This is a genomic window from Clostridium sp. CM027 (assembly GCF_024730565.1).
Classification (GTDB): domain Bacteria; phylum Bacillota; class Clostridia; order Clostridiales; family Clostridiaceae; genus Clostridium_AD; species Clostridium_AD estertheticum_B.
On record NZ_CP077725.1, the window covers coordinates 1,944,764 to 1,971,028 of the forward strand.

At 32.0% G+C, this 26,265-nt stretch carries 21 protein-coding genes and 1 other annotated feature; of the genes, 6 read left to right on the forward strand and 15 right to left on the reverse strand.

Annotated features, from left to right (window positions below; all coding sequences use genetic code 11):
• The first annotated feature begins 260 nt into the window (after nucleotides 1-260).
• Nucleotides 261-431, forward strand: coding sequence for a DUF362 domain-containing protein (locus KTC92_RS09200; RefSeq protein ID WP_165414303.1), 171 nt, complete (start codon nucleotides 261-263; stop codon nucleotides 429-431).
• Between the two features lie 348 nt (nucleotides 432-779).
• On the opposite strand, the gene asnS is transcribed toward KTC92_RS09200, so the two are convergent.
• The 4 genes from asnS to KTC92_RS09220 all read right to left on the reverse strand — a co-directional run bounded on the left by asnS (nucleotide 780) and on the right by KTC92_RS09220 (nucleotide 4,872).
• A complete protein-coding gene (gene asnS, locus KTC92_RS09205; RefSeq protein ID WP_220286466.1) occupies nucleotides 780-2,171 on the reverse strand; it encodes an asparagine--tRNA ligase in 1,392 nt (463 codons plus the stop codon).
• A 66-nt stretch (nucleotides 2,172-2,237) separates the two neighbouring features.
• Nucleotides 2,238-2,513: a binding site (T-box leader), on the reverse strand.
• 188 nt (nucleotides 2,514-2,701) lie between these two features.
• Nucleotides 2,702-2,935: a hypothetical protein gene (locus tag KTC92_RS09210; RefSeq protein ID WP_216302681.1), complete on the reverse strand. Its 234-nt coding sequence runs from the start codon at nucleotides 2,933-2,935 to the stop codon at nucleotides 2,702-2,704.
• Between the two features lie 84 nt (nucleotides 2,936-3,019).
• Nucleotides 3,020-3,883 carry a YitT family protein gene (locus KTC92_RS09215; RefSeq protein ID WP_220286467.1) on the reverse strand — a complete coding sequence of 288 codons (864 nt, stop codon included), beginning with the start codon at nucleotides 3,881-3,883 and terminating at the stop codon, nucleotides 3,020-3,022.
• 239 nt (nucleotides 3,884-4,122) lie between these two features.
• Nucleotides 4,123-4,872: an MBL fold metallo-hydrolase gene (locus tag KTC92_RS09220; RefSeq protein ID WP_216302679.1), complete on the reverse strand. Its 750-nt coding sequence runs from the start codon at nucleotides 4,870-4,872 to the stop codon at nucleotides 4,123-4,125.
• A gap of 204 nt (nucleotides 4,873-5,076) precedes the next feature.
• Between KTC92_RS09220 and KTC92_RS09225 the strand changes: the two genes are divergently transcribed.
• Complete coding sequence (locus KTC92_RS09225) at nucleotides 5,077-5,445, forward strand: VOC family protein (protein WP_216302678.1); 369 nt, start codon at nucleotides 5,077-5,079, stop codon at nucleotides 5,443-5,445.
• Between the two features lie 59 nt (nucleotides 5,446-5,504).
• On the opposite strand, the gene clpA is transcribed toward KTC92_RS09225, so the two are convergent.
• Entirely contained in the window at nucleotides 5,505-7,802 is a 2,298-nt protein-coding gene (gene clpA / locus KTC92_RS09230) for an ATP-dependent Clp protease ATP-binding subunit ClpA (protein ID WP_220286468.1), read from the reverse strand.
• Between the two features lie 2 nt (nucleotides 7,803-7,804).
• Nucleotides 7,805-8,122, reverse strand: coding sequence for an ATP-dependent Clp protease adaptor ClpS (locus tag KTC92_RS09235; RefSeq protein ID WP_216302676.1), 318 nt, complete (start codon nucleotides 8,120-8,122; stop codon nucleotides 7,805-7,807).
• A gap of 279 nt (nucleotides 8,123-8,401) precedes the next feature.
• Between KTC92_RS09235 and KTC92_RS09240 the strand changes: the two genes are divergently transcribed.
• The 3 genes from KTC92_RS09240 (at nucleotide 8,402) to KTC92_RS09250 (ending at nucleotide 11,736) form a co-directional block, all read left to right on the forward strand.
• Complete coding sequence (locus tag KTC92_RS09240) at nucleotides 8,402-9,208, forward strand: CsxC family protein (protein WP_220286469.1); 807 nt, start codon at nucleotides 8,402-8,404, stop codon at nucleotides 9,206-9,208.
• 154 nt (nucleotides 9,209-9,362) lie between these two features.
• Complete coding sequence (locus KTC92_RS09245) at nucleotides 9,363-10,115, forward strand: CsxC family protein (protein ID WP_216302674.1); 753 nt, start codon at nucleotides 9,363-9,365, stop codon at nucleotides 10,113-10,115.
• Between the two features lie 199 nt (nucleotides 10,116-10,314).
• Nucleotides 10,315-11,736 (forward strand): hypothetical protein, encoded by a 1,422-nt coding sequence (locus KTC92_RS09250; protein ID WP_220286470.1) that lies wholly within the window; start codon nucleotides 10,315-10,317, stop codon nucleotides 11,734-11,736.
• A 279-nt stretch (nucleotides 11,737-12,015) separates the two neighbouring features.
• Here the strand turns inward: KTC92_RS09250 and KTC92_RS09255 are convergent, their stop codons facing one another.
• The 9 genes from KTC92_RS09255 to ssnA all read right to left on the reverse strand — a co-directional run bounded on the left by KTC92_RS09255 (nucleotide 12,016) and on the right by ssnA (nucleotide 25,369).
• Nucleotides 12,016-13,476, reverse strand: a complete 1,461-nt coding sequence (locus tag KTC92_RS09255) for an IS1182 family transposase (protein WP_220287894.1) — start codon at nucleotides 13,474-13,476, stop codon at nucleotides 12,016-12,018.
• Nucleotides 13,477-13,646: 170 nt separating this feature from the next.
• Complete coding sequence (locus KTC92_RS09260; protein WP_220286781.1) at nucleotides 13,647-14,669, reverse strand: molybdopterin-binding protein; 1,023 nt, start codon at nucleotides 14,667-14,669, stop codon at nucleotides 13,647-13,649.
• 143 nt (nucleotides 14,670-14,812) lie between these two features.
• A complete protein-coding gene (yqeB, locus tag KTC92_RS09265) occupies nucleotides 14,813-15,622 on the reverse strand; it encodes a selenium-dependent molybdenum cofactor biosynthesis protein YqeB (protein ID WP_220286730.1) in 810 nt (269 codons plus the stop codon).
• Entirely contained in the window at nucleotides 15,615-16,208 is a 594-nt protein-coding gene (gene mocA / locus KTC92_RS09270; protein WP_216304261.1) for a molybdenum cofactor cytidylyltransferase, read from the reverse strand. The genes yqeB and mocA overlap by 8 nt, the downstream gene beginning before the upstream one ends.
• A gap of 90 nt (nucleotides 16,209-16,298) precedes the next feature.
• The gene (gene yqeC, locus KTC92_RS09275) at nucleotides 16,299-17,048 is read right to left on the reverse strand and encodes a selenium cofactor biosynthesis protein YqeC (RefSeq protein ID WP_220286731.1); all 750 of its coding nucleotides are present in this window, start codon (nucleotides 17,046-17,048) and stop codon (nucleotides 16,299-16,301) included.
• Between the two features lie 12 nt (nucleotides 17,049-17,060).
• Nucleotides 17,061-19,619, reverse strand: coding sequence for a selenium-dependent xanthine dehydrogenase (gene xdh / locus KTC92_RS09280; protein WP_220286782.1), 2,559 nt, complete (start codon nucleotides 19,617-19,619; stop codon nucleotides 17,061-17,063).
• A complete protein-coding gene (gene hydA, locus KTC92_RS09285; RefSeq protein ID WP_216304259.1) occupies nucleotides 19,612-20,985 on the reverse strand; it encodes a dihydropyrimidinase in 1,374 nt (457 codons plus the stop codon). Before hydA ends, xdh begins: the two co-directional genes overlap by 8 nt.
• Nucleotides 20,986-21,005: 20 nt before the next feature.
• Nucleotides 21,006-24,008, reverse strand: a complete 3,003-nt coding sequence (gene ygfK, locus KTC92_RS09290; protein ID WP_220286732.1) for a putative selenate reductase subunit YgfK — start codon at nucleotides 24,006-24,008, stop codon at nucleotides 21,006-21,008.
• A 29-nt stretch (nucleotides 24,009-24,037) separates the two neighbouring features.
• Nucleotides 24,038-25,369 (reverse strand): putative aminohydrolase SsnA, encoded by a 1,332-nt coding sequence (gene ssnA, locus KTC92_RS09295; RefSeq protein ID WP_216304257.1) that lies wholly within the window; start codon nucleotides 25,367-25,369, stop codon nucleotides 24,038-24,040.
• Between the two features lie 251 nt (nucleotides 25,370-25,620).
• Between ssnA and KTC92_RS09300 the strand changes: the two genes are divergently transcribed.
• Complete coding sequence (locus KTC92_RS09300) at nucleotides 25,621-26,259, forward strand: transcriptional regulator (RefSeq protein WP_220286733.1); 639 nt, start codon at nucleotides 25,621-25,623, stop codon at nucleotides 26,257-26,259.
• Nucleotides 26,260-26,265: the final 6 nt, after the last annotated feature.

Below are 26,265 nucleotides of genomic sequence, written 5' to 3' on the forward strand. Positions count from 1 at the left end.
TAAATTTAGTTTTTAGCTGTAACTATTATTTAATGCAGTTTATTTAATATTGTATTTTAAAAGCATTTTAAATTATTAATATAAATATTTATTTAATTTAACATATAAAAATAAGCAAAATAATTATGCCATATAGAATTACTAATACCCCCATTAATTATTACATATGTTCCACCATCTTCTATTTCTAAAAAACTCTTTATTTATTAGCCCAATTATGATATTATGTAGTAAATTAGTTAAAAAGGAGGTTGATTATTATGTCATATAAAATTACTGATGCATGTGTAAGCTGTGGAGCTTGCGAACCTGAATGCCCAGTTAACGCTATAAGCCAAGGAGATTCACTATTTGTTATCGATGCTGATACTTGTATCGATTGTGGAGCTTGTGCAGGTGTTTGTCCTACAGGCGCTCCAGTTGAGGCTTAATTAGAACATAGATCTTATGATTAAGATACAAGCTACTGACTTTTGTCAGTAGCTTGTATCTTTTTATTCTGTTATATTATGAAACCCTTCCCCAGGGTTAGCATGTGCTATCAGATTTCTAAATTAAAAGCAGCTCCTATTCTACACATAGGGAGCTGCTTTTAATATTGTAATTTACTATTAAATCATCTCCTGCGGAGCCGCGACAGCTTCGCAGAAGATGCATTGATGACTTCAGAAGGAGATTTATACTCCCACTAAAGTTTTCTATTTGCTAGGGCAAATAACGTCTACTTATAGTAGGTACTCCCACTTATACAAATGGGAGACTTTCCTTCTGAAATGTCGTTAAAATTCAGCAGACCCAGTTGTTCTTGGGAATGGAATAACGTCTCTGATGTTGCTCATACCTGTAATATACATAATAGCTCTTTCAAATCCTAGTCCAAATCCAGCATGCTTAGTTCCGCCGTATTTCCTTAACTCTAAATACCACCAGTAATCTTCTTTATTAAGACCACATTCTTCCATTCTAACTTCTAAAATATCTTGTCTTTCTTCTCTTTGGCTTCCACCGATAATTTCTCCTATTCCCGGTACAAGTAAGTCCATTGCTGCAACTGTCTTATTATCGTCATTTATTCTCATATAAAAAGATTTTATTTCCTTTGGATAATCCGTTACAAATAATGGTTTTTTAAACACTTCTTCTGTTAAATATCTTTCATGCTCAGTTTGAAGATCACAGCCCCAAGTTACCGGGTACTGGAATTCATTTCCTGATTTTTGTAGAATATCCACAGCCTCAGTATATGTTATCTGTCCAAACTCTGCGTTTACAACACCATTTAATCTTTCAATTAAACCTTTATCTACAAAACTATTGAAAAACTCCATCTCTTCTGGAGCGTTTTCCATAACATATTTTATTATATATTTCATCATGTCTTCTGCGAGTTTCATATCATCTTTTAAATCCGCAAATGCTATTTCAGGCTCTATCATCCAGAACTCAGCTGCATGTCTTCCTGTATTAGAATTTTCTGCTCTAAATGTTGGCCCAAAAGTATAAACATTTCTAAACGCTAAAGCAAAAGCCTCTGCTGCTAACTGTCCACTTACAGTTAAGCTAGTTTCTTTACCAAAAAAGTCTTGCGCGTAATCAACTTTTTTATCTTCGCCTAGCGGAATATTGCTAAAATCAAGGGTAGATATTCTAAACATTTCACCCGCACCTTCGCAATCACTACCAGTTATTATTGGTGTATGGGTATATACAAATCCTCTCTTTTGAAAAAACTCATGTATAGCAAAAGCAGTTAATGAACGCACCCTGAACACTGCTGAGAAAGCATTACTTCTTGGCCTTAAGTGTGCAATAGTTCTTAAATACTCAAAAGAATGTCTTTTCTTTTGCAATGGATAATCGGTATTTGACATCCCTTCTAAAACTATTTTAGTAGCTTTAATCTCAAATGGTTGCTTAGCTTCTGGCGTTACAACAAGTTTCCCTTCTATAGTCAAAGATGAACTTATAGGTAATTTAGCTATTTCAGCAAAATTTTCTAAGCCTTCCTCAAAAACTACCTGAATATTTTTGAAGAAGCTTCCATCATTAACTTCTATAAACCCGAACGCTTTAGAAGATCTTAAAGTTCTTATCCATCCAGAGATAGATACTACTTGATCTTCATATTTTTCTTTTTCTCTATAAATTTGTTTTACTAACAATTTTTCCATAAAATTGCCCTCCTTATAATTTTATATTTACCTTAATAATAAAAAAAGCCTTCCATCCCTTAATAATAAAGGGACGAAAGGCTATAATTTCGCTATGCCACCCAGTTTTGTCATATAATATGACCAATCTAATCAGTACAGAATTATATATTCGTTGATACGAGTTATACATTTGATACTGCCCAACAGTTAACGGATTGGAGCCGTCTAAGCCTACTACCTTAAAGATTTCGGTTAGAAACTCTGAGATGTTCTTCGATATAAACTTCGTATTGGTCTTTCACCATCACCAACTCGCTATTACTACCCTTTTATATCTACTCTTCTCTTCACAGTCTTTATATTTAAATATTAGTATATGTATCAATTATTTTTATATTCAATTAAAATTATAATATTTTTAATAATAAATGTCAAATATTTTTATAATAAAAATAGATGCCTAAAATGATTTTTCAATCATTTTAGGCATCCCTTAAGTTTTTCTCTTAATTATATATATTATAATTCTTTTAAACAAGCATATCTATTTAATCAAATTCTTCATCTTCATTTTCATCTTCAACTATCTCACCAATAACTTCATCTCTCTTTGCCGTTTCTCCAGTAACCTTATTTTCAAGAACAATGTTACATTTCACACATCCATCTTCTTCATTAATGAAAGTTTTTGCTACAACATCATCTTTTTCTAAAGATACACCCTGCGTAAGTTTCTCTGGGTGGTCAAATATAATAGGTTTACTATTTAATCTATCATCCATGTATAATCACTTCCTTTCTAAATTTAGTCTTTACATGAAGACTTCAAAATATACTTTGAAAATGTTGCCTATTATACTTGTATTTTATTTTGTAAATCCTTCTCCCGATACTTCTCTTACATCTGCAACAGTAATAAATGCGTTGGCATCAATTAATTTAACCATTTTTTGAAGAGGTACTATTTCATTTTTACCAACTACTATATATAGCACCTGTTTGGGTCCATTTGTATACATTCCAGTAGCATTTATTCCTGTTACACCTCTCTTTAAATCCTTCATTAATATTTCCGCTATTTCCTTAGAATTATTTGAAATAATAAATACCGCTTTAGAATAATTTATTCCTTCAAGTATACCATCTATAACCTTACTAACTATATAAGTAGATATTAGTGCATACATAGCTTTTTGAACACCAAATACAAAAGCACCTGTTAGTATTATAATCGAATCAATAGCTAATATAATTTTAGCTATTGGCATATTTTTTAAATAAACCTTTATGATGTTTGCAGCTAAATCAGTTCCTCCAGTACTAGCGGATGCTCTTAATACAAACCCTAAGCCTATACCAACAAATACTCCACCAAATATACTAACCAACAAAATATCGACCTGTGGCATCGGTATAAAGCTTGTATAAAACAACGCGAAAGATAGATATGCCGCAGCAAACAAGGATTTACCCACAAATTTTTTCCCCTTAAGTTTTCTAGCAATGATAAGCAATGGTATATTTATCACAATATTAGTAAACCATAGAGGCACTCCTATTCCGTAATGCTTTTCTGCAATATATTGAATAACAATGGCAATACCTGCTACTCCACCTGTTACTAATTTAAATTTTGCCAAAAACATATTTATGCCTGCTGCGAGTATTGTAGTCCCGATAATAATGTAAATATAATTTAAAACGTTCTCATTTTTAGTTTCTGTTCTCATTTAATCTATCCTACTTTCTACTTACTGCTTTATAATAATAAAGTATCACAATTATAAAATTATGTAAATAGAAATTATAGTTTTTAATTATTTTATAAGTTTTGCATCATAAATCCATCTAAATATAAAAAGCATCACATGTAATATTAATTTAGGGGGACTAAAAAATACTGCATGTGATGCTTTTTTATTTGGTTATTTAAATTATAGACATAAATGACTATTTCTATCCATATATATTAAAAATATTTTTTGTATATTATCTCTTGCCTAGGATGATTTATTTCAACTGCTTTTATGTTAATTTTTCTCATTATACTAGCAAATTCTTTAGTAATAGCTACTTCATCTCCGAAATGCATAGGTATAAGTAGTTTAGGCCTAATTTCTTTTGCAAAATATTCTCCGCCTATATAATAAAACTCTTGAAGTCTTGGATCTACAGGAAAAAAAGCTATGTCGATAGATTTTTCTTCTTTTAATTTCTCTATGTGAGTTTTAAATGAAGCCTCTGCTTCAGATCGCTCCTCTGAACTGTCCTCTTTCCAGTGCCACCAATTAAGATCTCCAGCATGAAAAATAGTTACCCCATCAACTTTTACTAAAAAAGATATTCCAATATCAGTTGAACCATAAGCTTTTACATAAACGTCTTTAAATAATTTTTCTTCACCTTCCTTTATAAATCTATAATTCGATTTATTTTTATCTATTTTTATATCATTACTAAGTATGTATTGTATATCACTATTATAATTTTCCCAATCCAAAATACAAGAATTAAAATGATCCTCGTGACTATGTGATGAAAACACATAAACATTTTTCATGTCTTTAATATTTTCAGATGATAACAATGCTGTCTGCTTATGGGCTTTATCATTTATTACAGGTTCTTTATAGTAATCAAATATTAAAAAATGATTTTTAGTTTTAATGGCAAACCCACTATGGTATATATAGTATATTTTTGTTTCTATTTCTCTCATATATTTTCACTCCTTCATAATTTTGTGATAGTAAACTCATATCATACATTCTATGCAAATATAAATATATTCCAAACCAGATATTTTTATTTTTAAACTCCTATGAATAAAATTTAAGTAAGCATATAATGATTCTATGGCATATGTGATATATTAATCAGTGTAGCGTGTGCTACACGATATATGAAAAGGTGGTTATATTAAATGAAGTTTTCTTTCGATCATAATAATATAAATGTATTGGATTTAGAAAAAAGCGTGGAATTTTATAAAAATGCTTTAGGATTTATAGAAACTAGGCGATTTCATCCATCAGATGGTAGTTTTACTCTTGTATTTTTAGGTGATGAAACAACTAATCATAAGTTAGAACTTACTTGTCTTAAGGACAGAACGCAATCATACAATTTAGGTGAAAATGAATTCCACCTTGCTGTAGTTACAGACGATTTTGATGAAGCCTACTCATACCATAAAAAAATGGGTTGTATTTGCTATGAAAATAAATCTATGGGAATATATTTCATTATAGATCCAGATGGTTACTGGACAGAGGTTATTCCTAGAAAATAGAAATAATAATATAAATTTAAATAGAAAGATGTTGCTATTTTTATTAGCAACATCTTTTTTTAATTTCCTTTAATAATTGTAAGTTTACCATCCACAATATCAACTATTGCACTACCGCCTGTGCAAAGGTCTCCAAACAGCACTTCATCTACAAAATAAGCCTTTATTTCTTTTTGGACCACTCTATTGATTTCTCTCGCGCCATAATCCTCGGAAAAACCCTTTTTACTTAACCAATCATATAAATTATCTGTAACCTTTAACTTTATATTTTTAGTTAAAAGTTTTTCTTCAAACTGTTTCATTGCCTTCTTAGCTATTTGAAGAGCCATAGCTTCATCAATTTTATTAAATACAATTATGTTATCCAATCTATTCCTAAATTCGGGTGAGAATACTCGCTCCACTTCTTTAGTAATTACTTGCCCAGACTCCATTTTGTCTCCAAACCCAATTATATGTTTGCCAGCCTCTCTCGCTCCTGCATTAGAAGTCATTATTAAAATCACATTTCTGAAATCCGCCTTTTTACCAGTATTATCTGTTAATGTTGCATAGTCCATAACCTGCAATAATACATTAAATATATCAGGGTGGGCTTTTTCAATCTCATCTAGAAGTAGCACGCAATAAGGATTTCTTTTAATAGCCTCAATTAACATTCCACCCTCTTCATAACCTACATATCCCGGTGGTGCACCGATAAGCCTTGCAACAGTATGTTTTTCCTGGTATTCACTCATATCAAATCTAATAAGTGGAATAGCTAAGCTACTCGACAATTGTTTACTTATTTCTGTTTTCCCAACCCCTGTAGGACCAACAAAGAGGAGCGACGCTATTGGCTTATCTTCTTCATTAAAACCTGCCCTAGATCGCTTTATAGATCTTACTAAAGTGTCTATAGCGTCTCTTTGCCCAAAAACTTGTTTCTTTAAATTAATATCTAGATTTTTCAGTATATCTATTTCATTATTTGATACACTTTGCTCTGGAATTTTTGCAATAGAAGCTACTATTTTTTCCACTGCACCCACCGTAATAAGAATAGTCTCTTCATTGTCTTCAGCATAAAGCCTTGCATAAGCACCTGCTTCATCCATAATATCTATAGCCTTATCTGGAAGAAATCTGTCCTTAATGTACTTGCTAGATAATTCTACTGCTATTTTTAAAGCTTCATCTTTGTATGTAACATTATGGTAAGTTTCGTATTTATCTTTTAACCCCATAAGAATATCGAAAGTATCCTCAACTGAAGGCTCTGGCACCTCAATTTTTTGAAATCTTCTAGCCAGTGCACTGTCTTTTTCAAAATGTTTCTTATATTCATCATAAGTAGTTGATCCAATAAATCTTACCTTACCATCTGCAAGAAAGGGTTTTAAAATATTAGAAGCATCCATAGATCCTCCAGAAACTGCACCTGCTCCAACTATAGTATGGATTTCATCTATATACACTATAGGTTTTTCTTCCTTACTAATTTCGCTTAACACTTTTTTGATACGTTCTTCAAAATCTCCTCTATACTTTGTACCTGCGAGAAGAGCACCCATATCCAAATAATATATTTTACTCCCTTGCAATAACTTTGGCACTTTATTTTCTACAATTAATTGTGCAAGACCTTCAGTAATAGCAGTCTTACCTACTCCAGGTTCCCCTACATGCACCGGATTATTTTTAAGCCTCCTGCATAATACCTGTAAGGTTCTTAGCAGAATATCTTGTCTCCCTATAAGAGGATCCATCTCTCCTTTGCCTGCTTGTTCTGTTAACTCTACAGTAAAGTTACTTAAAAAATTTTCCTTCTCATTGGGATTTTCAATTTCCTCTTCATAGGTGTATTCTATATCTTCTTCATTGTCAGTAAATCTCACCGGCTCTTCTATCTCATTATCTGTTGTAGAATCAAAATCAAAAGTATCTACCACAGAGATACCATGAGCTATATAATTAAGAAGATCTCTTCTCTTCATTTGCTGTTTCCGCAAAAAATAAGAAGCAAAGCTTTCATCATCATCATACATGGCCACAATCACATCGCCTATCTTAACTATCTCTTTACCCGAAAGCATAACATGATCTGCAGCCGTTGATAGAATGGTTTGAATTCCAATTGTTTGGATCGGCTCTACATCTTCTACGATTTCTATATTTTCCTTTAAAAATTTTGTTATTTGTTTTTTAAGTCTTTTAACATTCCCGCCACTATTCTCTACTATTTCAATTCCCTCTTCAAAAAATAAAGAAGCGTAAAGAATATGTTCTGGTGTAAAGTATTCATGATTTGACATTTGAGCTTCATTAAAAGCCGCAGTAATAATCTCATTTACTATATTATCTAATTGCATAATTACTCCTCTTCTAAGGTTAGTTTCAGTGGAAATCCACTTTCTTCACACATATCCATAGCTTGATCAATTTTTGTTATACCTACGTCATAGCTGTATATACCTGCAACGCCACTACCTTTTTTATGGACTTCAAACATGGTTTTTGTGGCTTCCACAACCTGTTTTTTAAAAACCCCAACTAAAACCTGCACAACAAACTCCATACTTGTATAATCATCATTGTGGATTATCACCATGTACTTACTAGGCTTCTTAATCTTCATTTCTATTTTTTCTTTAATGATAATTTCCTCATCGAAGGTCCTTTTTTCTGACATAATTAACAACCCCACTGTTTTTATTAAAATTTATGTTTAATAATCTAAAAAAATAACTATTCACATACTAGTCTATTTTATTTTCTATACCTTGCTCCAAGACTATTATATCCTACTTGTTTATATATTACTGCATTTACCTATATTATTTCAACTATTCTATACTTTTATATTTCATATCTAGCATTTAAAATATACTGATGTTTGAATGAACCATTTTTTTATTATTTACATAGTATGTAGAAGGTCATAAGACCTAAAAAAAAGGAGGAATTACTTTTGGAAAATAATCAAATTCTTCACCCTTGCGATAATTGTGGTGAAATTATTAGTTCAAAAACATTACCTTTAAGCAGTGGAATTAATATTACACCAGTTGGCATTAATGGCCCCCTAGTAGCTAAAATCCCTGTAGTTCTCGGCGAAAGAGAAATTCAAATAGATGTTGAAGCTGAGTTTAGATTGAACGAACCATTCTATGAAATTAAAAGAATAAAGAAAAATGTATATTTAACTCAATGCAAATTACTTCCAAGATCAGGAGTAATTGAAAATGGTGTTCTTAGATCCGGAAAATTATTTATAAGTGGATTTGTAAGGAAAAATATAGAATATGCAACCGCTGACTGCATCGAAGATAAAATTGTAAGTGGTAGAATAGCTCATACAACAATAGATGTCAAATTTACAACCGTAACAGAAGTTCAATATGTTGTACCACCAATAGTTAATGTTCGCAGAGCTCAAACTGAAATAGATTTATTAAGTAGTTGTGTGTGCCATGACGACTGCAAAGAAACTCTTATCGGAAAATCAGCATGTGAGCAATCTTTTGAAGATAATATAACTTTTACTGAAAGCCCATACTGTGAATTAGAAGGAGTAAGAATTTTTGAAGACGATATGAATACAGACCCTATATACCATAAAACTAATTCAAACGTACAACTTTACAATAAAGTAATTGAAAAAATGGTTGTTTATGTTAGAGTTAAAGTATTACAATTACAACAGGTAAATATACCATATGATGATCCAGTTAACCCCATTTGCACTACGAGTAAATATTCCGATTTCTGCGAGTAAATATTTCACTATAGACATTTAGATATAGCCGTTCTTCTAAAGAAGATATCTTCCTTTAGAAGCACGGTTATTTATATATTTAAAGTAACACTTTCTTTATTTTCTACATAGTATGTAGAAGGTCATAAGACCTGAAAAAAAGGAGGAATTACTTTTGGAAAATAATCAAACTCTTCACCCTTGCGATAATTGTGGTGAAGTTATTAGTTCAAAAACATTACCTTTAAGCAGTGGAACTACTATCAGACCAGTTGGCATTAATGGCCCTCTAGTAGCTAAAATTCCTGTAGTTCTCGGCGAAAGGGAAATTCAAATAGATGTCGAAGCTGAGTTTAGATTGAACGAACCATTCTATGAAATTAAAAGAATAAAGAAAAATGTATATTTAACTCAATGCAAGTTACTTCCAAGATCAGGAGTAATTGAAAATGGCATTCTAAGATCTGGCAAATTATTTATAAGTGGATTTGTAAGAAAAAATATAGAATATGCTACTGCTGACTGTATCGACGATAAAATTGTAAGTGGTAGAATAGCTCACACAACCGTAGATGTCAAATTTACAACTGTAACAGAAGTTCAATATGTTGTACCACCAGTAGTTAACGTTCGCAGCGCTCAAACCGAAATAGATTTATTAAGTAGTTGTATGTGCCATGATGACTGCAAAGAAACTCTTATTGGAAAATCAGCATGTGAGCAATCTTTTGAAGATAATATAACTTTTACTGAAAGCCCATACTGTGAATTAGAAGGAGTAAGAATTTTTGAGGACGATATGAATACAGATCCTATGTACCATAAAACTAATTCAAATGTAAAACTTTATAATAAAGTAATTGAAAAAATGGTTGTATATGTTAGAGTTAAAGTATTACAATTGCAACAAGTGAATATTCCGCTATAGACATTTAGATATAACCGTTCTTCTAAAATAATATAATTCTTTAGAAGAACGGTTATTTATATATAATTAATATAATACGTATTCCATATTCAATAATATTTAATTACATAAGGCATATGAAATAAAATAACTCTACAGTATGCTATCTAGCCCGTTTTATTTAATATTTCTGACCCTTATAATAAAGGAGCATTTTTGAATGAAGGAAAAAAATAACTGTGATAAATCAAGGCTGATGAAGTTACTTATTGTTTTGAATATGTTGCAACGACCAAATTGTTTTATAATTTTTAATGAATCATCTAAAAAAGTCTCAACAAATGTTAATCACAAAAATAATTTATGCTTACAAAAAAATGCAAAAGATAGAATGAATGTAGAATATATACTTCCTATTAAACAAGTAAATATTGAAGATGACTCAAATTTTATACCTCCTCTTAAACAAATAAATATTGAAGGTGACTCAGATTTTATGCTTCCTCTTAAACATGTAAACATTGAAGGTGACTTAGATTTTATACCGCCTCTTAAACATGTAAATATTGAAGGTGACTCAGATTTTATACCGCCTCTTAAACAAGTAAATATTGAAGGTGACTCAGATTTTATACCGCCTCTTAAACATGTAAATATTGAAGGTGACTCAGATTCTATACCTCCTATTTGCGATAAATTAATTATGTCAAAACTGCTTGTTATTTTAAAACTCTTACAACAATCATCTTATAATGAAGATATTAATAAGATATTTAAAAACAGGTTAACAAATATCAAGCATAAAAATAATTTAAGTGTACAAAAAAATACAAACGATAAAATTACTACAAAATTTATACTTCCTACACGCAAATTAATTATTAAAACTGATACAGAATGTATAAAAAAAGAAGGTGACATTAATACTACTCCCGATTGTATTTATGATATCCGTGGAAGTATAAATACTAACCCCAGTAAAAGCTTAGTATCGACCTTCCCCCTCATAATTGCAGAAAAAACCATAGATATTCCTATTGAATCAACATTTAGATTAAAAAACGCTGCCTTAGATATAAAAAACATGAAAAAAGACGTATACTTAACTAATAGTAAGCTTATACCTTTGTATAAAAAAGATGATATTTCTCCCTCCTTAAATGGAAAACTTTTTTTAGAAGGTTTTGTAAGAAACAAAGTAGATTCCTCTATAGCTAAAGATGTTCACGATGGTATAATTAATTTAGATACTGAATCTCTTATAATTTATACTCCTTTTAAATGCACTACTTTGATCCAGTATAAAGTCCCCCCCATTTTCTCTAATCAAAATCCTCTAGATTATATACCAATTTATGTCTCATTAGATTGTTTAGATGTTAATAAAGGTTATGGTGATTATCTATACAAAAAAAATATAGAATGTGATAGATATATAGATTGCAGTGTTCCACCTATAAATTGCGAAATAGAAAAAGCTAAAATTTATGAAACATATACCCTTGTTGATAAAACGCCATTTAATAAAGACTTTCCTATAGAAATCAATTTTAATACTATCAAAGAAAACATAATAATAAATCTTTCATTAACATTACTTCAAGAACAAGATGTAGCCATAAACTATAAAAAAACTAAATAGATAATTTATAGTAATGTTTAAATAAAAAAACATGGCAAAACTGTTATATGTTGATTAAATTTTATTTTACTCTCCTAATAAACTTCATTTCACAATTTACTCTATTATACTAGATCATATTCTCTAAAAACCTTAAACAGTAAAACCCCCAAGGTAGCGAGGCCGCTGAAAAAAGCACTCTTTATTTAGTAGAGTTTTCAAGCTTGAATAGAAAAAGCATGAGATATTCATATTTTGGATATCTCATGCTTTTTATTTTATAATTAAGTTTTAAAAGCCCTATTTCATGCTTTTCAACTTAATTATTCTCTTTAGATTCACAGTGAAGATTGATAATGCACCTTGCATTTGCATGCTAATTAAGCCTGACGATATTGCTACATCATAGCTATGTTGGTGCTTAAGTTCACTGTTTTTAGCCTCTATCATATAACGTTCCCTAGCTCGTTTTTTAAAATATTCACTTTTTTCGAACTCTATTTGATCTTTGTGAGTATTTGACTTTATTGAAACTGAATAAGTTTTAGATTTAGCGCCTTCTTTATAACACCCATCTTTATGAACACAATTTTTACACTTTTCTACATTAAAATAGTAGGTTAGCACTTGATTTTTACCAACATTCTTCTTTCCCTGTTTTGCTTTTTTAATAGCCATATGACCTGCCGGACATACAAATAAACCAGCATCTTTATTAAACTCAAATTCATCTTCTTTTTTTCGCATTCCTTGTGAAATTACAGGATTTAGTCTTGAAATTAATGCAATTTTATTTTCTTTTGTATATTCTAGGTTTTTCTTTTCAGAATAAGCTGTATCTCCAATTACTTCATTTACATCTATACCAGCCTCACGGCTTTTTTCTATTAAGGTTATGAGCTCCTTTCCATCACTTTTTTCGCCAGTTGTAATAACAGCTGCTGTAATTAAACGTTCTTCACTCATAGCAAGGTGTGATTTATATCCAAAAAAAGAACTATCCTCAGTTTTATGCCCCACTTTTGCATCCTCATCTTTTGATATTTTTAGATTTTCTAAGTCATCATTAATAGCTTCCATTAAGTAGTTTAATTTAGTTTTCACAGCTGGATTTGCTGCAGTTTCTGGCTTCTCGTTTATGGTATCAATTAATAATTTGCAGTACTCAAGAATATCTTCAAGTACTCCAGTTGTAACTTTATTAGGTAACTCTTCTTTAATACCAGGATGTACTCCGTACAATGTTTTTCTTAAGTTTTTTGCACGTTTCAATAATTCCTCGCTTGCTGACTTTTGGTTATAACGTGACTTGGTATGCGTAGCATCAACTATTATTGCTTTACTTTTTAAAACTCCCTCTTTTATAGCAAGTTCTACAGTCTTGTTTATTAATAAATCCAATAAATTCATGTCTTTAAGGCGAAGCTTTCTAAATTTAGTTAGTGTACTTGAGTTTATTAAATTTGTTTCTTCTGGGGCTAAATTTAGAAAATATTTAAAGGACATGTCATAAAGAGTTCTTTCAACAACATCTTCATCAGACAATTCATATATTACTTTCAAAAGTAAATATTTAAATAGCATTATGGGGTTAATAGCACCTCTACCCATAGATGAACTATAGTTAATCATCAATTCGTCATAAACAAATGAAAAGTCAACAAGGTCATTAATTTGCTTTAAAATGTTATCTTTCGGAATAATTAACGAATATAAGCTATGGTATGTATTTATTTTTATTTCCAATTGTCCTTTTAGCATAATAGTTTAGCCCCTTTTATTTTATTCTACTATACTAATTCGACATATCTTTTAAAATTCCTTTTTGTTTTTTAGTCTTTTATATAAAAAAATCGCCATCTTTAATTAGATGACGATTTTTCATATAGTTTTTCAGTGGCCTCAAGGTAGCTTGGGGTTTTTTACTATTATTATACTCCCTTTCCAAATGTACAATCAGGATACCTACATTCCTCACACTCCATACAAAGTCCCCCATGACCATATGCTGCTATATCAGCAAAACTCAATTTTTCCTTTGCGAGTACCCTTGGTAATACCAAATCAAATATAGTTCTCTTAGAGTACATTACACATCCCGGAAGTCCTAAGATTGGAATATTTCCTTTATAAGCTAGCAAGAACATTGCACCTGGAAGCACGGGTGATCCATATGTTACAATTTCTGCCCCTGTATTTTGAATTGCTACAGGGGTAACGTCATCAGGATCTACTGACATTCCGCCAGTACAGATTACCATTCCAGCCCCCTGCTCTATCCATGCGTCTACAGCCTCCGTTATCTTATTCTCATCATCTGAAAGTATAGTTTGTCCAAGTATTTCACAACCGTATTCCGTAACTTTGCTTCTTATTACAGGACCAAACGCATCCTTTATTCTGCCATGATATACTTCACTGCCTGTAGTAACAATTCCTACTTTCATTGGTGCATACGGTATTATGCTTACAATTTTCGCATCGCCGATTAAATCCTCTGCTTTTTTTATCTTATCCTCCTCAATTACAAGTGGAATAACTCTTGTTCCTGCTACCTTCTGTCCCTTTTTTACAGGATAGTTATTATGTAATGTAGCTAAAATTATCTCACCTAATGAATTAAGTCCATATAACAACCTTGTATTAATTATAAGAAGTCCATCGTGCTCTGCTATAAAATTAATTTTACCTTCTTTTACTTCACTAAATGTAAGTCCTACCCCTGCTGTAAGGGCTCTCAAGCGTTCTGCTGCATCATTTTCATGAAGATATCCTTGTTTCTCCTCCCATACATATATGTTGTCTTTTCCTAATGAAAGTAATAATTGTATATCTTCCTCTTTAATTATATGTCCTTTTTTAAATGCTCTATCTTTTACTACTCCTGGAACAATTTGAGTAATATCATGACATAAAACGGATCCAACTGCGTCTCTCACAGGTATTTTTTTTATATCACTCACCTCTAACTCGTATTTTGAAATACGTTTTATTTAATACCACACTCCACGTGAAAGCATTACATCCATTAAACAATCTATAGACCTCGATTCTTAAACTTTCTTAAAACCCTTTTAGAATTCTCTTTTCCATACCATTAATCCTCATTCTGAGATGTCATTAAATAAAATACTGCTTCTAATACTCCGCCTGCTATATTTCTTGCTTTATCAGAAATAGTATAACAATTCATTTTTTCTGACACCCTTGGATCGATATCCGCAATCTTAAATCCCTCTTTTACAGTACTTCCACTACGTATAATTCCTCTTAACAGTCCTGATATTGTTGCTTTTATTGGTGTCTCTCCTATATATGCAATAACTTCATCTTTTTCAACCACAGCACCAATATCTAGAACATCCTTCATTACTCCAGCGCATATCGAATGTATAACTCTTTCTTTAGAGTACCCCCTAATATTTCCTGGAACTCCTGTGTTTTTCGCAGCTTGTCCACTAAAAATAAGTCTACCTAGATTGTGACCCCTAGCCGTCTCTATTACAACATCTACATCTTTACCTGCTGTAAATCCCGGCCCAATAGCAATAGTTATATCTGCCATATCCCTTGTTGTTCCCATATTTTTCTTAGCAATAATAGCATCAACTACAATTTTAGGCTTTATTTCTTTAATATATTTTCCTTCTTCATCTATAATTACTGGAACTTTTTTATTGCTCCAAGCATTTTCTATTTCACTTAAACTGAATACATGTACAGCCCTAATTCCTTCTACCTCTATTTCTCTTTCATATACCACTTCACTAAAAGAAATCTTCCGTCTAATAGCAGTCGGTTTTGATGCTTCTAGAACTAATACCCTAAATCCACTTCTATGCAATTTTTGAATTGTTCCAGATGCTAAATCTCCTCCGCCACGTACAATGACAATCTCATTAAACATGCTCATTATTCTCCTCTAGTTTTAGAATATACTCATAATCTTCATTAGTATCAATATCAAATAATTTTGTACTATTATGTATTTCTACAAACTTAACTTTCTCTAAATTCTTATTTATTATTATTTTCCCACCAACATCCCCTTCTAACTTCAAAAAGTCTTCCTTGAAGATGTACGGAAATATTACAGGATTCCCATGTCTACCATCACACCTTGGAATAATTATATAAGCTGAATTCTCTTTAAATTCATAGATTAATCCATTTATCGTATCTTTATCTAAAAAAGGTTGGTCCGCAGTAAAAAACATATATCCATCTGTTTCTGTTGTATGTGTTACACCCAATTTAACTGATTCGCTTATTCCTTTAACTGCATTTTCATTTTTAATAACTTTTAAATCATTTCTTTTACCAATTTCTATTATTTCCTCTTCTCTAGCTACAACAATCACCTCTAAAAAGCAACATTGTTTAATTACTTCTATAGTGTGTTCAATTAGCATTTTACCTTTATATTTTAAAATAAGCTTATTTTTCCCCATTCTCCTCGAATACCCTGATGCTAATATTATAGCAGTTACCATTATTATATCACCTACTCTTACCCATAACTACAAAGTTAAAACTTAATTTCATTTTTCTTACATAATTTATATGATAAAAAATCCTTCTAATCATGTAATACCTTCATGGAATTCTCCAAAATATACGTTAGTTTTTAAACTTCCAATAAATACACTATTTAATAATTTCTTATTCTTTAAATTTATTTCCTTAACTAACAACCTGGCTAATATTAAATGATGGAGGTCTTCTATTTTATTTATGTATAGTATTTTTTCTCCTTGTGCTTCCTTGAACAACCCCTTAGGATGAAATATTAGCTTAGATAGGTGTTCAATTTTAACAGTTTCTTCCTCTTTTACCCCCGTTATTTCACAAAATATCCTACTTCTATGAATATTTCTCTCATTAATTAGAATACCACATGACTGTATATCTATAATTCCTACAGTTTTTGTAGTTTTTGCGTATATAACTGGTTCAAGTTCATTCCACCCTTTTAGCTGTTTTTCCTTTGCCCCATCTGCCTCTATTAGTATATAGTCAAAATGTGGTACTAACTCATCTAATTCTTTTGTGCTTAGCCCCAATATTTTATTTTCTCCATTTACAGCTAATCCTAAAATATAAATTCCATTTTTATCCATAGTAATATACCTTGGAATTATTTCTTTATCAGTGCATATAAAATCATACTTATCATCTAATGGAATGTATATCTTAGTGGTTGTAGTTACTAAGACCCTATTATTCGCTCTCAGCTCTTCTGCAAGCTTAAACATCATTGTGGTTTTCCCACCTGCACCTACAAAAGATATAATGTCTTTTTTCTTCAATTCCATATAATTACTCAGCTTCATGATATCACCTACTTATTTTTTCTTACTGTATGGCGTATTCGAAATAGGTAGCTTTGTTCTAAGCTCTCCATCATAGTTATAATACGCACCAGCCACAGCAGGCGCAGTTGGTATTGAACATATCTCACCTATTCCCTTTGCTCCATATGCAAGATTCATATTTCCTTTACCTAATATAATAGATTCTATTTTCGGTACCTCCGTTGCTTTAAACAATCCTAGTGTCCCAAATTTTGCAGTTGGTACGCTGCCCCTAAGCGGATAATCCTCTGTTAGAGCATATCCAAGACTCATAACAACACCGCCTTCAATCTGCCCCTCAATACTTTTAGGATTTATAGGAGTACCAACATCATGAACCGCAATAACCTTCAAAAGTTTACCCTCATCATTCAAAATAACTACCTGTGTAGCATAGCCATAAGCTACATGACTTACAGGGTTTTGTTTAATTGAGCTCATTTTATCAGTTATCCCTTTAAATTCTCCATAAAATTCTTGCCCATCTAAGTTTTCTAATGTTTGATAAGTTAATGCATCAAGAAGTTCTCTAGCTGCTCTTTTTACTGCCTCCCCTGTGAATAATGTTTGGCGTGAAGCTGTTGTATTCCCAGAATCAGGGCAAGTCAAAGTATCTGGCGCTGCATGTACCACTTTATCCGCTGACATATTAAGGGTTTCGCAAACTATTTGCGTTAATATAGTCCCAAGCCCTTGTCCAATACAAGCCGCACTGGTATGAATATATACGCTACCATCCTTTATAACCAGCATGCAACGTCCAATATCAGGAATTCCGACTCCTAGTCCACTGTTTTTAATAGAACAAGCTATTCCTGCTTTAGGATTTTGCTTGCATATTTCTTTCACTGCTTCCAAAGTTTCAACAATAGATGTTGATGAATCTGCAATTTGACCATTAGGAAGTACTTGGCCTGGTCTAATTGCGTTTCTATATCTTATTTCAAAGGGAGTTATTGAAGCCAAATGCGCAAGCTGATTTAAATTGCTTTCTATTGCAAAACAGCTCTGTGTTACCCCAAACCCTCTAAATGCACCAGCTGGTGGATTATTTGTATATACTGCTTTCCCAATTATATCAATATTATGATAATTATACGGTCCTGCAGCATGGGTGCATGCTCTTTGCAGCACAGGTCCCCCCAGCGACGCATATGCTCCTGTATCAGCTATTATGATAGCTTTCATAGCAATCAAATATCCATTTTCATCACACGCAGTTGTAACCTCCATCTCCATAGCATGACGTTTGGGATGTATCATCATGCTTTCCCTGCGACTTAATGCAACCTTCACAGGTTTGTTACATAAATAAGCAAGAATTGATGCATGGTGTTGAACGCTCATATCTTCTTTTCCACCAAAACCACCACCAACTATTTTACTTACAACCCTTACTTTACTTTGATCAATCCCTAAAGCTTCTGCACATTCCTTCCTTGTTTGATAAATACCTTGGTCACCGCAATATATTATTATTCCATCATTACCATCTGGCGCAGCTACTGCCGTTTCGGTTTCTAAAAAAGCATGTTCTGTAAATGGCGTGCTGTATTTATTTGTTACGCTGTATTTCGAACTTTTTATATATTTATCTGCATTACCAAATACCATGCTTTCAGTTACTAATAAATTACCGCTTGCATGTACTTGAGGCGCACCTCCCTTCAATGCATCTTCCGGACATGTAACCGGTGTTAATTCTTCAAAATCAATTTTAACTAAAGATTTAGCTTTTTCTAGTATTTCTTTCGTTCGGGCAGCTATTAGAACTATAGCATCTCCTATGCAGTGAGTTATCTTTCCCATTGGTATTAATACATCCCAATCCTTTATAATATGACCAACTTTTGGGCTTCCAGGAAGCTCATCCGCTGTAATTACTAAATAAACACCTTGTAGTCTTTTAGCTTCACTAATATCTATACTTTTTACTAAGGCACGTGGATATTTAGTTCTAACCGCTCCACCATAAATCATACCATCTATACGCATATCATCTACATATTCTGCTGTGCCAAGCACTTTGTCTACAGCATCAATTCTATTTAAATTTTCTCCTATTGAACCTTTACAAGTAGATTTAGGCACCCCTGTATTTTCTCGTAATAGTTTAGCCGCCAGCTTCACAGCTTTAATTATTTTCACATATCCCGTGCAGCGGCAAATATTATTCTTCAAAGCATTTTTTATTTCGACCTCAGTTGGATTTTCTACCTTATCAATAAGACTCTTTGCACTTATAACCATTCCTGGAGTACAAAAACCACACTGTACTGCTCCTGCCTGCATAAAAGCATATCCATATATATCTTTTTCTCTACCAGTTAGGCCTTCAACCGTTATAATATTTTTATCTACAATCTTGCTTGTTTTTAATATGCATGCTTTTTTTGCCTCGCCGTCAACTAAAACCATACATGTTCCACAGGCACCCTCAGAGCACCCATTTTTAACTGATGTTAAATTCAAATCTTCCCTTAAGAATGTAATTAACTTTTTATCTTCCTTAGCCCTAACTTTATTCCCATTTACAACAAAGTTAAAAATTGCGACCACCCCGTTTTATATATTTCCCAAAATTCTGCTTTATAATATTTCCATTCTCTACAATCTGTGTCCCTCGTAGAAAAACATGCTTAGCAGACCCTACAGTTCTAAATCCTTCAAAAGGTGTATAATCTACATTTTGTGTTTGATTATACTTAGATATAATTCCTTGATTTCTTATATCCCATACAACTATATCCGCATCACTTCCAACTTGTAATGCTCCCTTTCTAGGATACATTCCAAAAATCTTTGCAATATTTTCACTAAGCAGAGAACACATTTGCTCTTTACTTATTCTACCTTTATCTACTCCATAGGTGTACATAAGGATTGGTCTATGTTCAACCCCTGGTATACCATTGGGTATTTTACTAAAATCGTTTATACCATGATCTTTTTGACCTTTAAAATTAAAACTGCAATGATCTGTTCCAATTGTATCAATATCTTCCTTTGATAAAGCTTGCCATAATCTTTCTAGATCATCTTTTTTTCTTAAAGGTGGTGACAGAACATACTTAGCACTTTCGAAATCCTCTGATAAATATAAACTATCTTCTAAAAGTAGATATTGAGGACATGTTTCTACATATATTTTTTGTCCTCTTTTTCTTGCTTTTAATACCTCTTCTAAAGCTTCTTTTGTACTTAGATGTACAATATATATAGGCGCATCTGCTAAATTTGCAATATCTATATATCTTGATACTGCTTCTGATTCCACAATATTAGGTCGTGACAGTGGATGGGCTACCGGGGTCGTATTTCCACTATTAAGCTGTTCTTTTATCATAGTATTTACAAGATCACCATTTTCACAATGAACACAAAGCAAACCATTATATTTTTTTAAGCACTTTAAAAGATCATATATCTCTCCATCATTAAGACGCAAATTGTCATAGGCCATATACGCTTTAAATGATGTTATTCCCTGGTCTTTCATTATTTTAAGTTCATCTTTTACATCTGCATTCCACTGCGTTATTGCCATATGAAATCCATAATCGCAACTTGAAACATCTTTAGCTAAATTATGCCAATTTATTAGCGCTTCACTTAGAGTTTCTCCTTTGTTTTGAGTTGCATAATCCAAAATCGTTGTGGTTCCACCTACAATAGCCGCGGCAGTACCTGTTTTAAAATCATCTGCAGTTCTAGTGTATCCTGTATCTAAATCAAAGTGAGTATGAGAATCAATAAATCCTGGAAATACTAAACAACCTGCTGCATCTATAATTTGTGCTTTATCATCTTCTAAATTTTCACCAATAGAGGTAATTATCTCATCTTCAATTTTAATATCAGAAATATAGCTTTTTCTAGGAGTTACAATAGTCCCATTTTTTATAATAATTAACATTTAACCCACCTCATCAATTTTCAAATCATATAACTATAGTTCGAAATTACAGCCCAAATCATATTTTCAATGTCTTTAGGTATTTCTGTATTGTTTTCATTAAGATTAACTTCTAAAACTTCTCTATCTAACCTAACTTTTACGATTTTTTCATCTTTATTAATTAATACAAATCCCATGTTTTTGCTGTTTTCAAAATCGGCTTCTTTAGCAAATAGTGTAAGCTTTTCTTTATATGGAGCGCTATCATATGGACAGAACGTTTCACAGTTTCCACACTCATTACATAGTTTATCCAAGTGAATTATTTGATGCATTTTATTACCTTTTACTTTTATAGTAATATTTGCACGGTTAGGGCAGACATCAACACAAGCTTCACATATTGTTGAACACTCAAGACATCGTGCGCATTCTTTAGGACCGCACTCAGCCATTTGGAGTATACCTTTTTTAGCTATTGCCGCTTCAGTATTTGTGCTTGCTTTTGGCATATTTATTCTTAAATCACGATTCATTTCTTCTTTGACTATAGACCTTGCAAATCTTGTTGCATCTGCTATGCCTTCAACTACTGTAGCCGGTCCATGCAGACCATCTCCAGCAACATATACTTTTTTAATGTTTGTTTCTAGTGTTTGTGCATTTACATCGGCTTGTCCTTTTTCATTTAGTTTAATATTATTTTCTTCAAATATCTTAGTATCTATCTTCTCCCCAACTGCTGATATAACGATATCTGCTTTTATATCTACCATATCGCCGCTTGGAACTGGTCTTCGTCTTCCACTTTCATCTGGTTCTCCGAGTTTCATAACCTCACACTTAAGAACACCACCGCTAACTTTTACAGGTGATAGTAATTCCTTAAATTCTACTCCATCTTTGATTGCCATTTGCAATTCTTCGACATCTGCAGGCATGTATTTTTTAGTTCTACGATATACTACATATACATTCTCTACTCCGTCTACTCTTTTAGCTGCCCTAGCTGCATCCATAGCAGTGTTACCACCACCTACTACTACAACATTTTTACCAATATTTAAATTTTTATCATTATTCTTTAATTTCTCTAAAAAATGAAGTACATTTATTACATTTCCGCCTTGGATATTAACTCTACCTGGCTGCCATGCCCCGATCGCAAATAGGACATATTTATATCCTTGCTTTTTCAACTCATCTGCAGAATTCTTCTCTGAATTTAATTCAATTTTAACTCCCACGCTTCGAACAAGCTCAATGTCTTTCTCAATAGAATTTGATGGTATTCTAAATCCTGGAATAACATGTTTTACTATTCCTCCTAAAGAGTTTCTTTTTTCAAAAATTGTTACATTGATTCCTTCTCTTGCAAGGAAATACGCTGCCGCAAGACCTGTAGTTCCTCCACCAACAATTGCTACCCGTGCATCACCTTTATCTGCTATCTTAAGTTCCTTAATTAAACTATCGTATGCTTTTTCTGCTGCTTGTAATTTTATATTCCTTATGTTAACAGACTCATCGCAGAAATTTCTGATGCATTTGCTCATGCAAGCATGACTGCATATTGTTCCAGTAATAAATGGGAGTGGATTTTTTTCAACTATTACCTTTAGTGCTTCAAGATGTTTTCCTTCTGAAACAAGACGTATGTACTCTGGAATATCTTGTCCTATAGGACATCCCTTCTCGCATGATGCAATAAAGCAATCAACTAATGGTACTTTCTCATTTATTTTGCGATTAGGAATTGGTTTTATAGGCTTTATATGATGAATATCTTTTACTGATTTATCTTTAAGATCTCTTAATTTTCCATTATCAATAACATACTTATTAGCATATTCCGACTTGTTTAATTTTTCAGCAATTTGAACACATCTTTGATATCCACCAACTTTTAAAAGTGTTGTTGCTATAGTTATAGGCCATATACCCGTTTCAAATATATCATTTATATTAAAAACGTCTGCACCCCCTGAATAAGAAATCTTAAGTTTTCCTTCAAATTCTTTTGAAAGCTTATATGCAAGTGCTATTGAAAGGGGATATAGAGATTTTCCTGACATATACATCTCATCACCTGGTAATTCAGCATTTTTAATCTGAGCTGGAACTGTATTCGTTAATTTAACGCCAAATGACAATCCTTTCTTGCTTGCCAAATCTTGTAAACCTCTAAACATAGGAGTAGCATCATTAAATTGCAAGTCCTCATTGAAGTGATGTTCATCAAATGAAACATAATCATACCCCATATCATCTAAAGTTTTACGTACAAATTCATAACCTAATAATGTGGGATTACATTTCACATAAGTGTTTAGCCCTTTTTCATTTATTAGGTATGTTGCAATGCGTTCAATTTCTTGTGATGGACATCCATGTAATGTTGATAATGTTATCGATGTACATACCTTAGGTGATATATGCTCAACATATTCACTATCAATGTTTTGGAATTTATCCATATTTCCAAAGACGTATGACCTGCATTCACTCCATATATCACTTTTAGATGCATCTTTAAGTCCCCTAATAAATTCACCTATTTTAGGTGAAGAAATCCCCTCAAAATCATATCCTACACTCATATTAAAAATAAATCCATCAGGACTTCCTAGCTCAAGTTCCTTTGACAATATTTTTAGTGCAAACCAAGCCTTAACATACTCATCATATGCCTCGGTAACTCTAAGCTCTGTTGACCACTCTACGTTATAGCACTCATCTTCTGCTCTTATGCATGGCTTTGACACAGGTAAATCTTCACCGTCAAGGGTTTGCACTGTTTTTAATTCAAAAAATCTACACCCAGAAACGTAAGCTGCAATTATGTTTTGTGCTAACTGTGTATGTGGACCAGCTGCTGGACCAAAAGGAGTTTCAATTTTTTCTCCAAATATTTCGAGAACCTTATTATCCTGCTTTTTGAAAAATTTGTTTACTCCAAATATCTTGACCTGCTTTTTATTTTCGTAAGTTATCCACTCCATTAAGTTTTTAAATGGAATAGGTGTCATTCTATCACCCATAGGTAATACCCCCTTATTTTTATTGTTTTTTAGCTGTTGATTTTATTCCACAATTCATTTGATAATTCTCTTGATTTCGCCATGATTTGCTCAGAATCAACACCGATTATTTCACGATCCTTCATAAGAACCTTACCATTTATCATCGTAGTTGTTACACATCTTCCATTAATTCCAAACAAAATATGAGCGTTTGCATTATTTACATTAAATGGCGTTAGTGGATCGTATTCTGCTACTATAATGTCAGCATAAGCTCCCTTTTGTATAATTCCAAGAGGTTTTTCAAAGAATCTATTAGCAATCTTTGCATTGTTTTTAAATGTCATTAGAGGAATTTCGTCCCATCCAACAGATGGATTACAGTTATTATGCTTATGCAAAATATTTGCAACCTTCATGGATTCAAACATGTCGCTTGTATATCCGTCAGTTCCAAGCCCTAAAGTCAATCCTTTTTTAACAAGCTCTAGCACAGGTGTACATCCTACAGCGTTACCCATATTAGATTCAGGATTGTGTACTACCATTGTATCTGTTTTATTTAATAAATCCATTTCAGCAGGATTTATGTGTATACAGTGAACAGCAATAGTTTTTTCACCCAAAATATCAAAATCAAATAAACGATTTACTATTCTTTTATTGTATTTTTTTAAAGAATCATATACATCATCTATACCTTCTGCTGTATGCACATGATACCCAGCACCACAGGTTATATTTTTAGCACAATACTCAAGTGTTTTATTACTTAATGTAAAAGATGCATGAAGTCCCATCATACCCTTTTGCATATCAGAGGAATCCTTTTTAGCTGACTTCATAAATTCAACATTTTCTTTTACAGCTTGTCTCATTTTTCCCTCTCCATCTCTATCAGAAACTTCATAACATAAAGATGTACGAATTCCTAGCTTTTTAGCAACACCCGATATTTGAAATAAACTTCCGGAAATACTACCATAACTTGCATGATGGTCAAAAACAGTTGTAACCCCATTTCTTATACAATCTAAGTATGTTGAATATGCACTATATTCTGTATCTTCGAGTGTTAATAATCTATCTATTTTCCACCACATTCCAGAAAGAATATCTAAAAAGCTTTTAGGGTTATTCCCTTTAATAGAAAGACCACGGGCAAATGCACTATATATGTGATGATGAGTATTAATCATTCCTGGCATAATTAAACCTTTTTTAGCATCAATAAACTCAGCGCCCTCATACTTTTTCTTCATTTGCTCTGTGGTTCCGATATTCACTATAATATTAGCATCAATACATACACAACCATCCTCAATAAATGTATTGTCATTATCTCTAGTCAATAACTTACCATTGCCTATTAAAATCATAATATCCCTCCTGTAATATATTTTCAAAATGATATGCAATTAATTGATTGTTCTCATTGTTTTTACTATTCCAAATTTATTCTACCATTTTTTTCCGAATTTAGTCAATTCATTCCAATAAAATTTTTGTAAGCTTAAAAAATTTTTGTATTTTTTATTGATTTATAAGAAAACACTGATATACTTATCTTATAAATATTGTAATATTTTATAAATTATTACTTATTATATAGCCGATTGAGAGGTTTATTATGGATATTAACAGTAATTTAGATTTTTTAAAAAATTTAGCCAAAGGCATTTCATCTCAATTTGGGCGAAATTGTGAAGTAGTTATACATGACTTATCTTCCGGCAACCCAGATTATCCCATTCTATTTATTGAGAATGGCGATGTTACAAAAAGAACAACGAGCACTAGTAGCGCTTCGCGTGTTGTATTAACTACTTTAAAAAACAATTGTGAACAAATTGAAGATAATTTAAACTATATTACCAAAACTCACGATGGCAGGATTCTAAAATCGAGTACTATATATATACGAAATGATGAAAACATTCCTGTTGGTATATTTTCTATAAATTATGATATTACTGAGCTTACAATTGCTAGTAATTGTATAGAGTCCTTAATTAGTCATAAAGAAAACATTTATGACGGGGATAAAATTCCTCAAAATGTAAATCAACTACTAGATGATTTATTAGAAGAATCTTTAATGAAAATAAATAAACCAGTTGCATTAATGAGTAAAGACGAAAAGATACAAGCTATTCAATATCTTAATGATGCCGGCGCTTTCCTAATTACTAAAGCAGGCGATAAAATAGCAAGTTTTTTCGGAATTTCAAAGTATTCAATCTACAATTATGTAGATATAAAAAAATAAATTTTT

Bases quoted from the DNA above. Each gene is read 5' to 3' on its own strand.
- KTC92_RS09200 (WP_165414303.1), top strand. From the start codon at position 261: ATGTCATATAAAATTACTGATGCATGTGTAAGCTGTGGAGCTTGCGAA.
- asnS (WP_220286466.1), bottom strand. From the start codon at position 2,171: ATGGAAAAATTGTTAGTAAAACAAATTTATAGAGAAAAAGAAAAATAT.
- KTC92_RS09210 (WP_216302681.1), bottom strand. From the start codon at position 2,935: ATGGATGATAGATTAAATAGTAAACCTATTATATTTGACCACCCAGAG.
- KTC92_RS09215 (WP_220286467.1), bottom strand. From the start codon at position 3,883: ATGAGAACAGAAACTAAAAATGAGAACGTTTTAAATTATATTTACATT.
- KTC92_RS09220 (WP_216302679.1), bottom strand. From the start codon at position 4,872: ATGAGAGAAATAGAAACAAAAATATACTATATATACCATAGTGGGTTT.
- KTC92_RS09225 (WP_216302678.1), top strand. From the start codon at position 5,077: ATGAAGTTTTCTTTCGATCATAATAATATAAATGTATTGGATTTAGAA.
- clpA (WP_220286468.1), bottom strand. From the start codon at position 7,802: ATGCAATTAGATAATATAGTAAATGAGATTATTACTGCGGCTTTTAAT.
- KTC92_RS09235 (WP_216302676.1), bottom strand. From the start codon at position 8,122: ATGTCAGAAAAAAGGACCTTCGATGAGGAAATTATCATTAAAGAAAAA.
- KTC92_RS09250 (WP_220286470.1), top strand. From the start codon at position 10,315: ATGAAGGAAAAAAATAACTGTGATAAATCAAGGCTGATGAAGTTACTT.
- KTC92_RS09255 (WP_220287894.1), bottom strand. From the start codon at position 13,476: ATGCTAAAAGGACAATTGGAAATAAAAATAAATACATACCATAGCTTA.
- yqeB (WP_220286730.1), bottom strand. From the start codon at position 15,622: ATGTTTAATGAGATTGTCATTGTACGTGGCGGAGGAGATTTAGCATCT.
- mocA (WP_216304261.1), bottom strand. From the start codon at position 16,208: ATGGTAACTGCTATAATATTAGCATCAGGGTATTCGAGGAGAATGGGG.
- yqeC (WP_220286731.1), bottom strand. From the start codon at position 17,048: ATGAAGCTGAGTAATTATATGGAATTGAAGAAAAAAGACATTATATCT.
- hydA (WP_216304259.1), bottom strand. From the start codon at position 20,985: ATGTTAATTATTATAAAAAATGGGACTATTGTAACTCCTAGAAAAAGC.
- ygfK (WP_220286732.1), bottom strand. From the start codon at position 24,008: ATGGGTGATAGAATGACACCTATTCCATTTAAAAACTTAATGGAGTGG.
- ssnA (WP_216304257.1), bottom strand. From the start codon at position 25,369: ATGATTTTAATAGGCAATGGTAAGTTATTGACTAGAGATAATGACAAT.
- KTC92_RS09300 (WP_220286733.1), top strand. From the start codon at position 25,621: ATGGATATTAACAGTAATTTAGATTTTTTAAAAAATTTAGCCAAAGGC.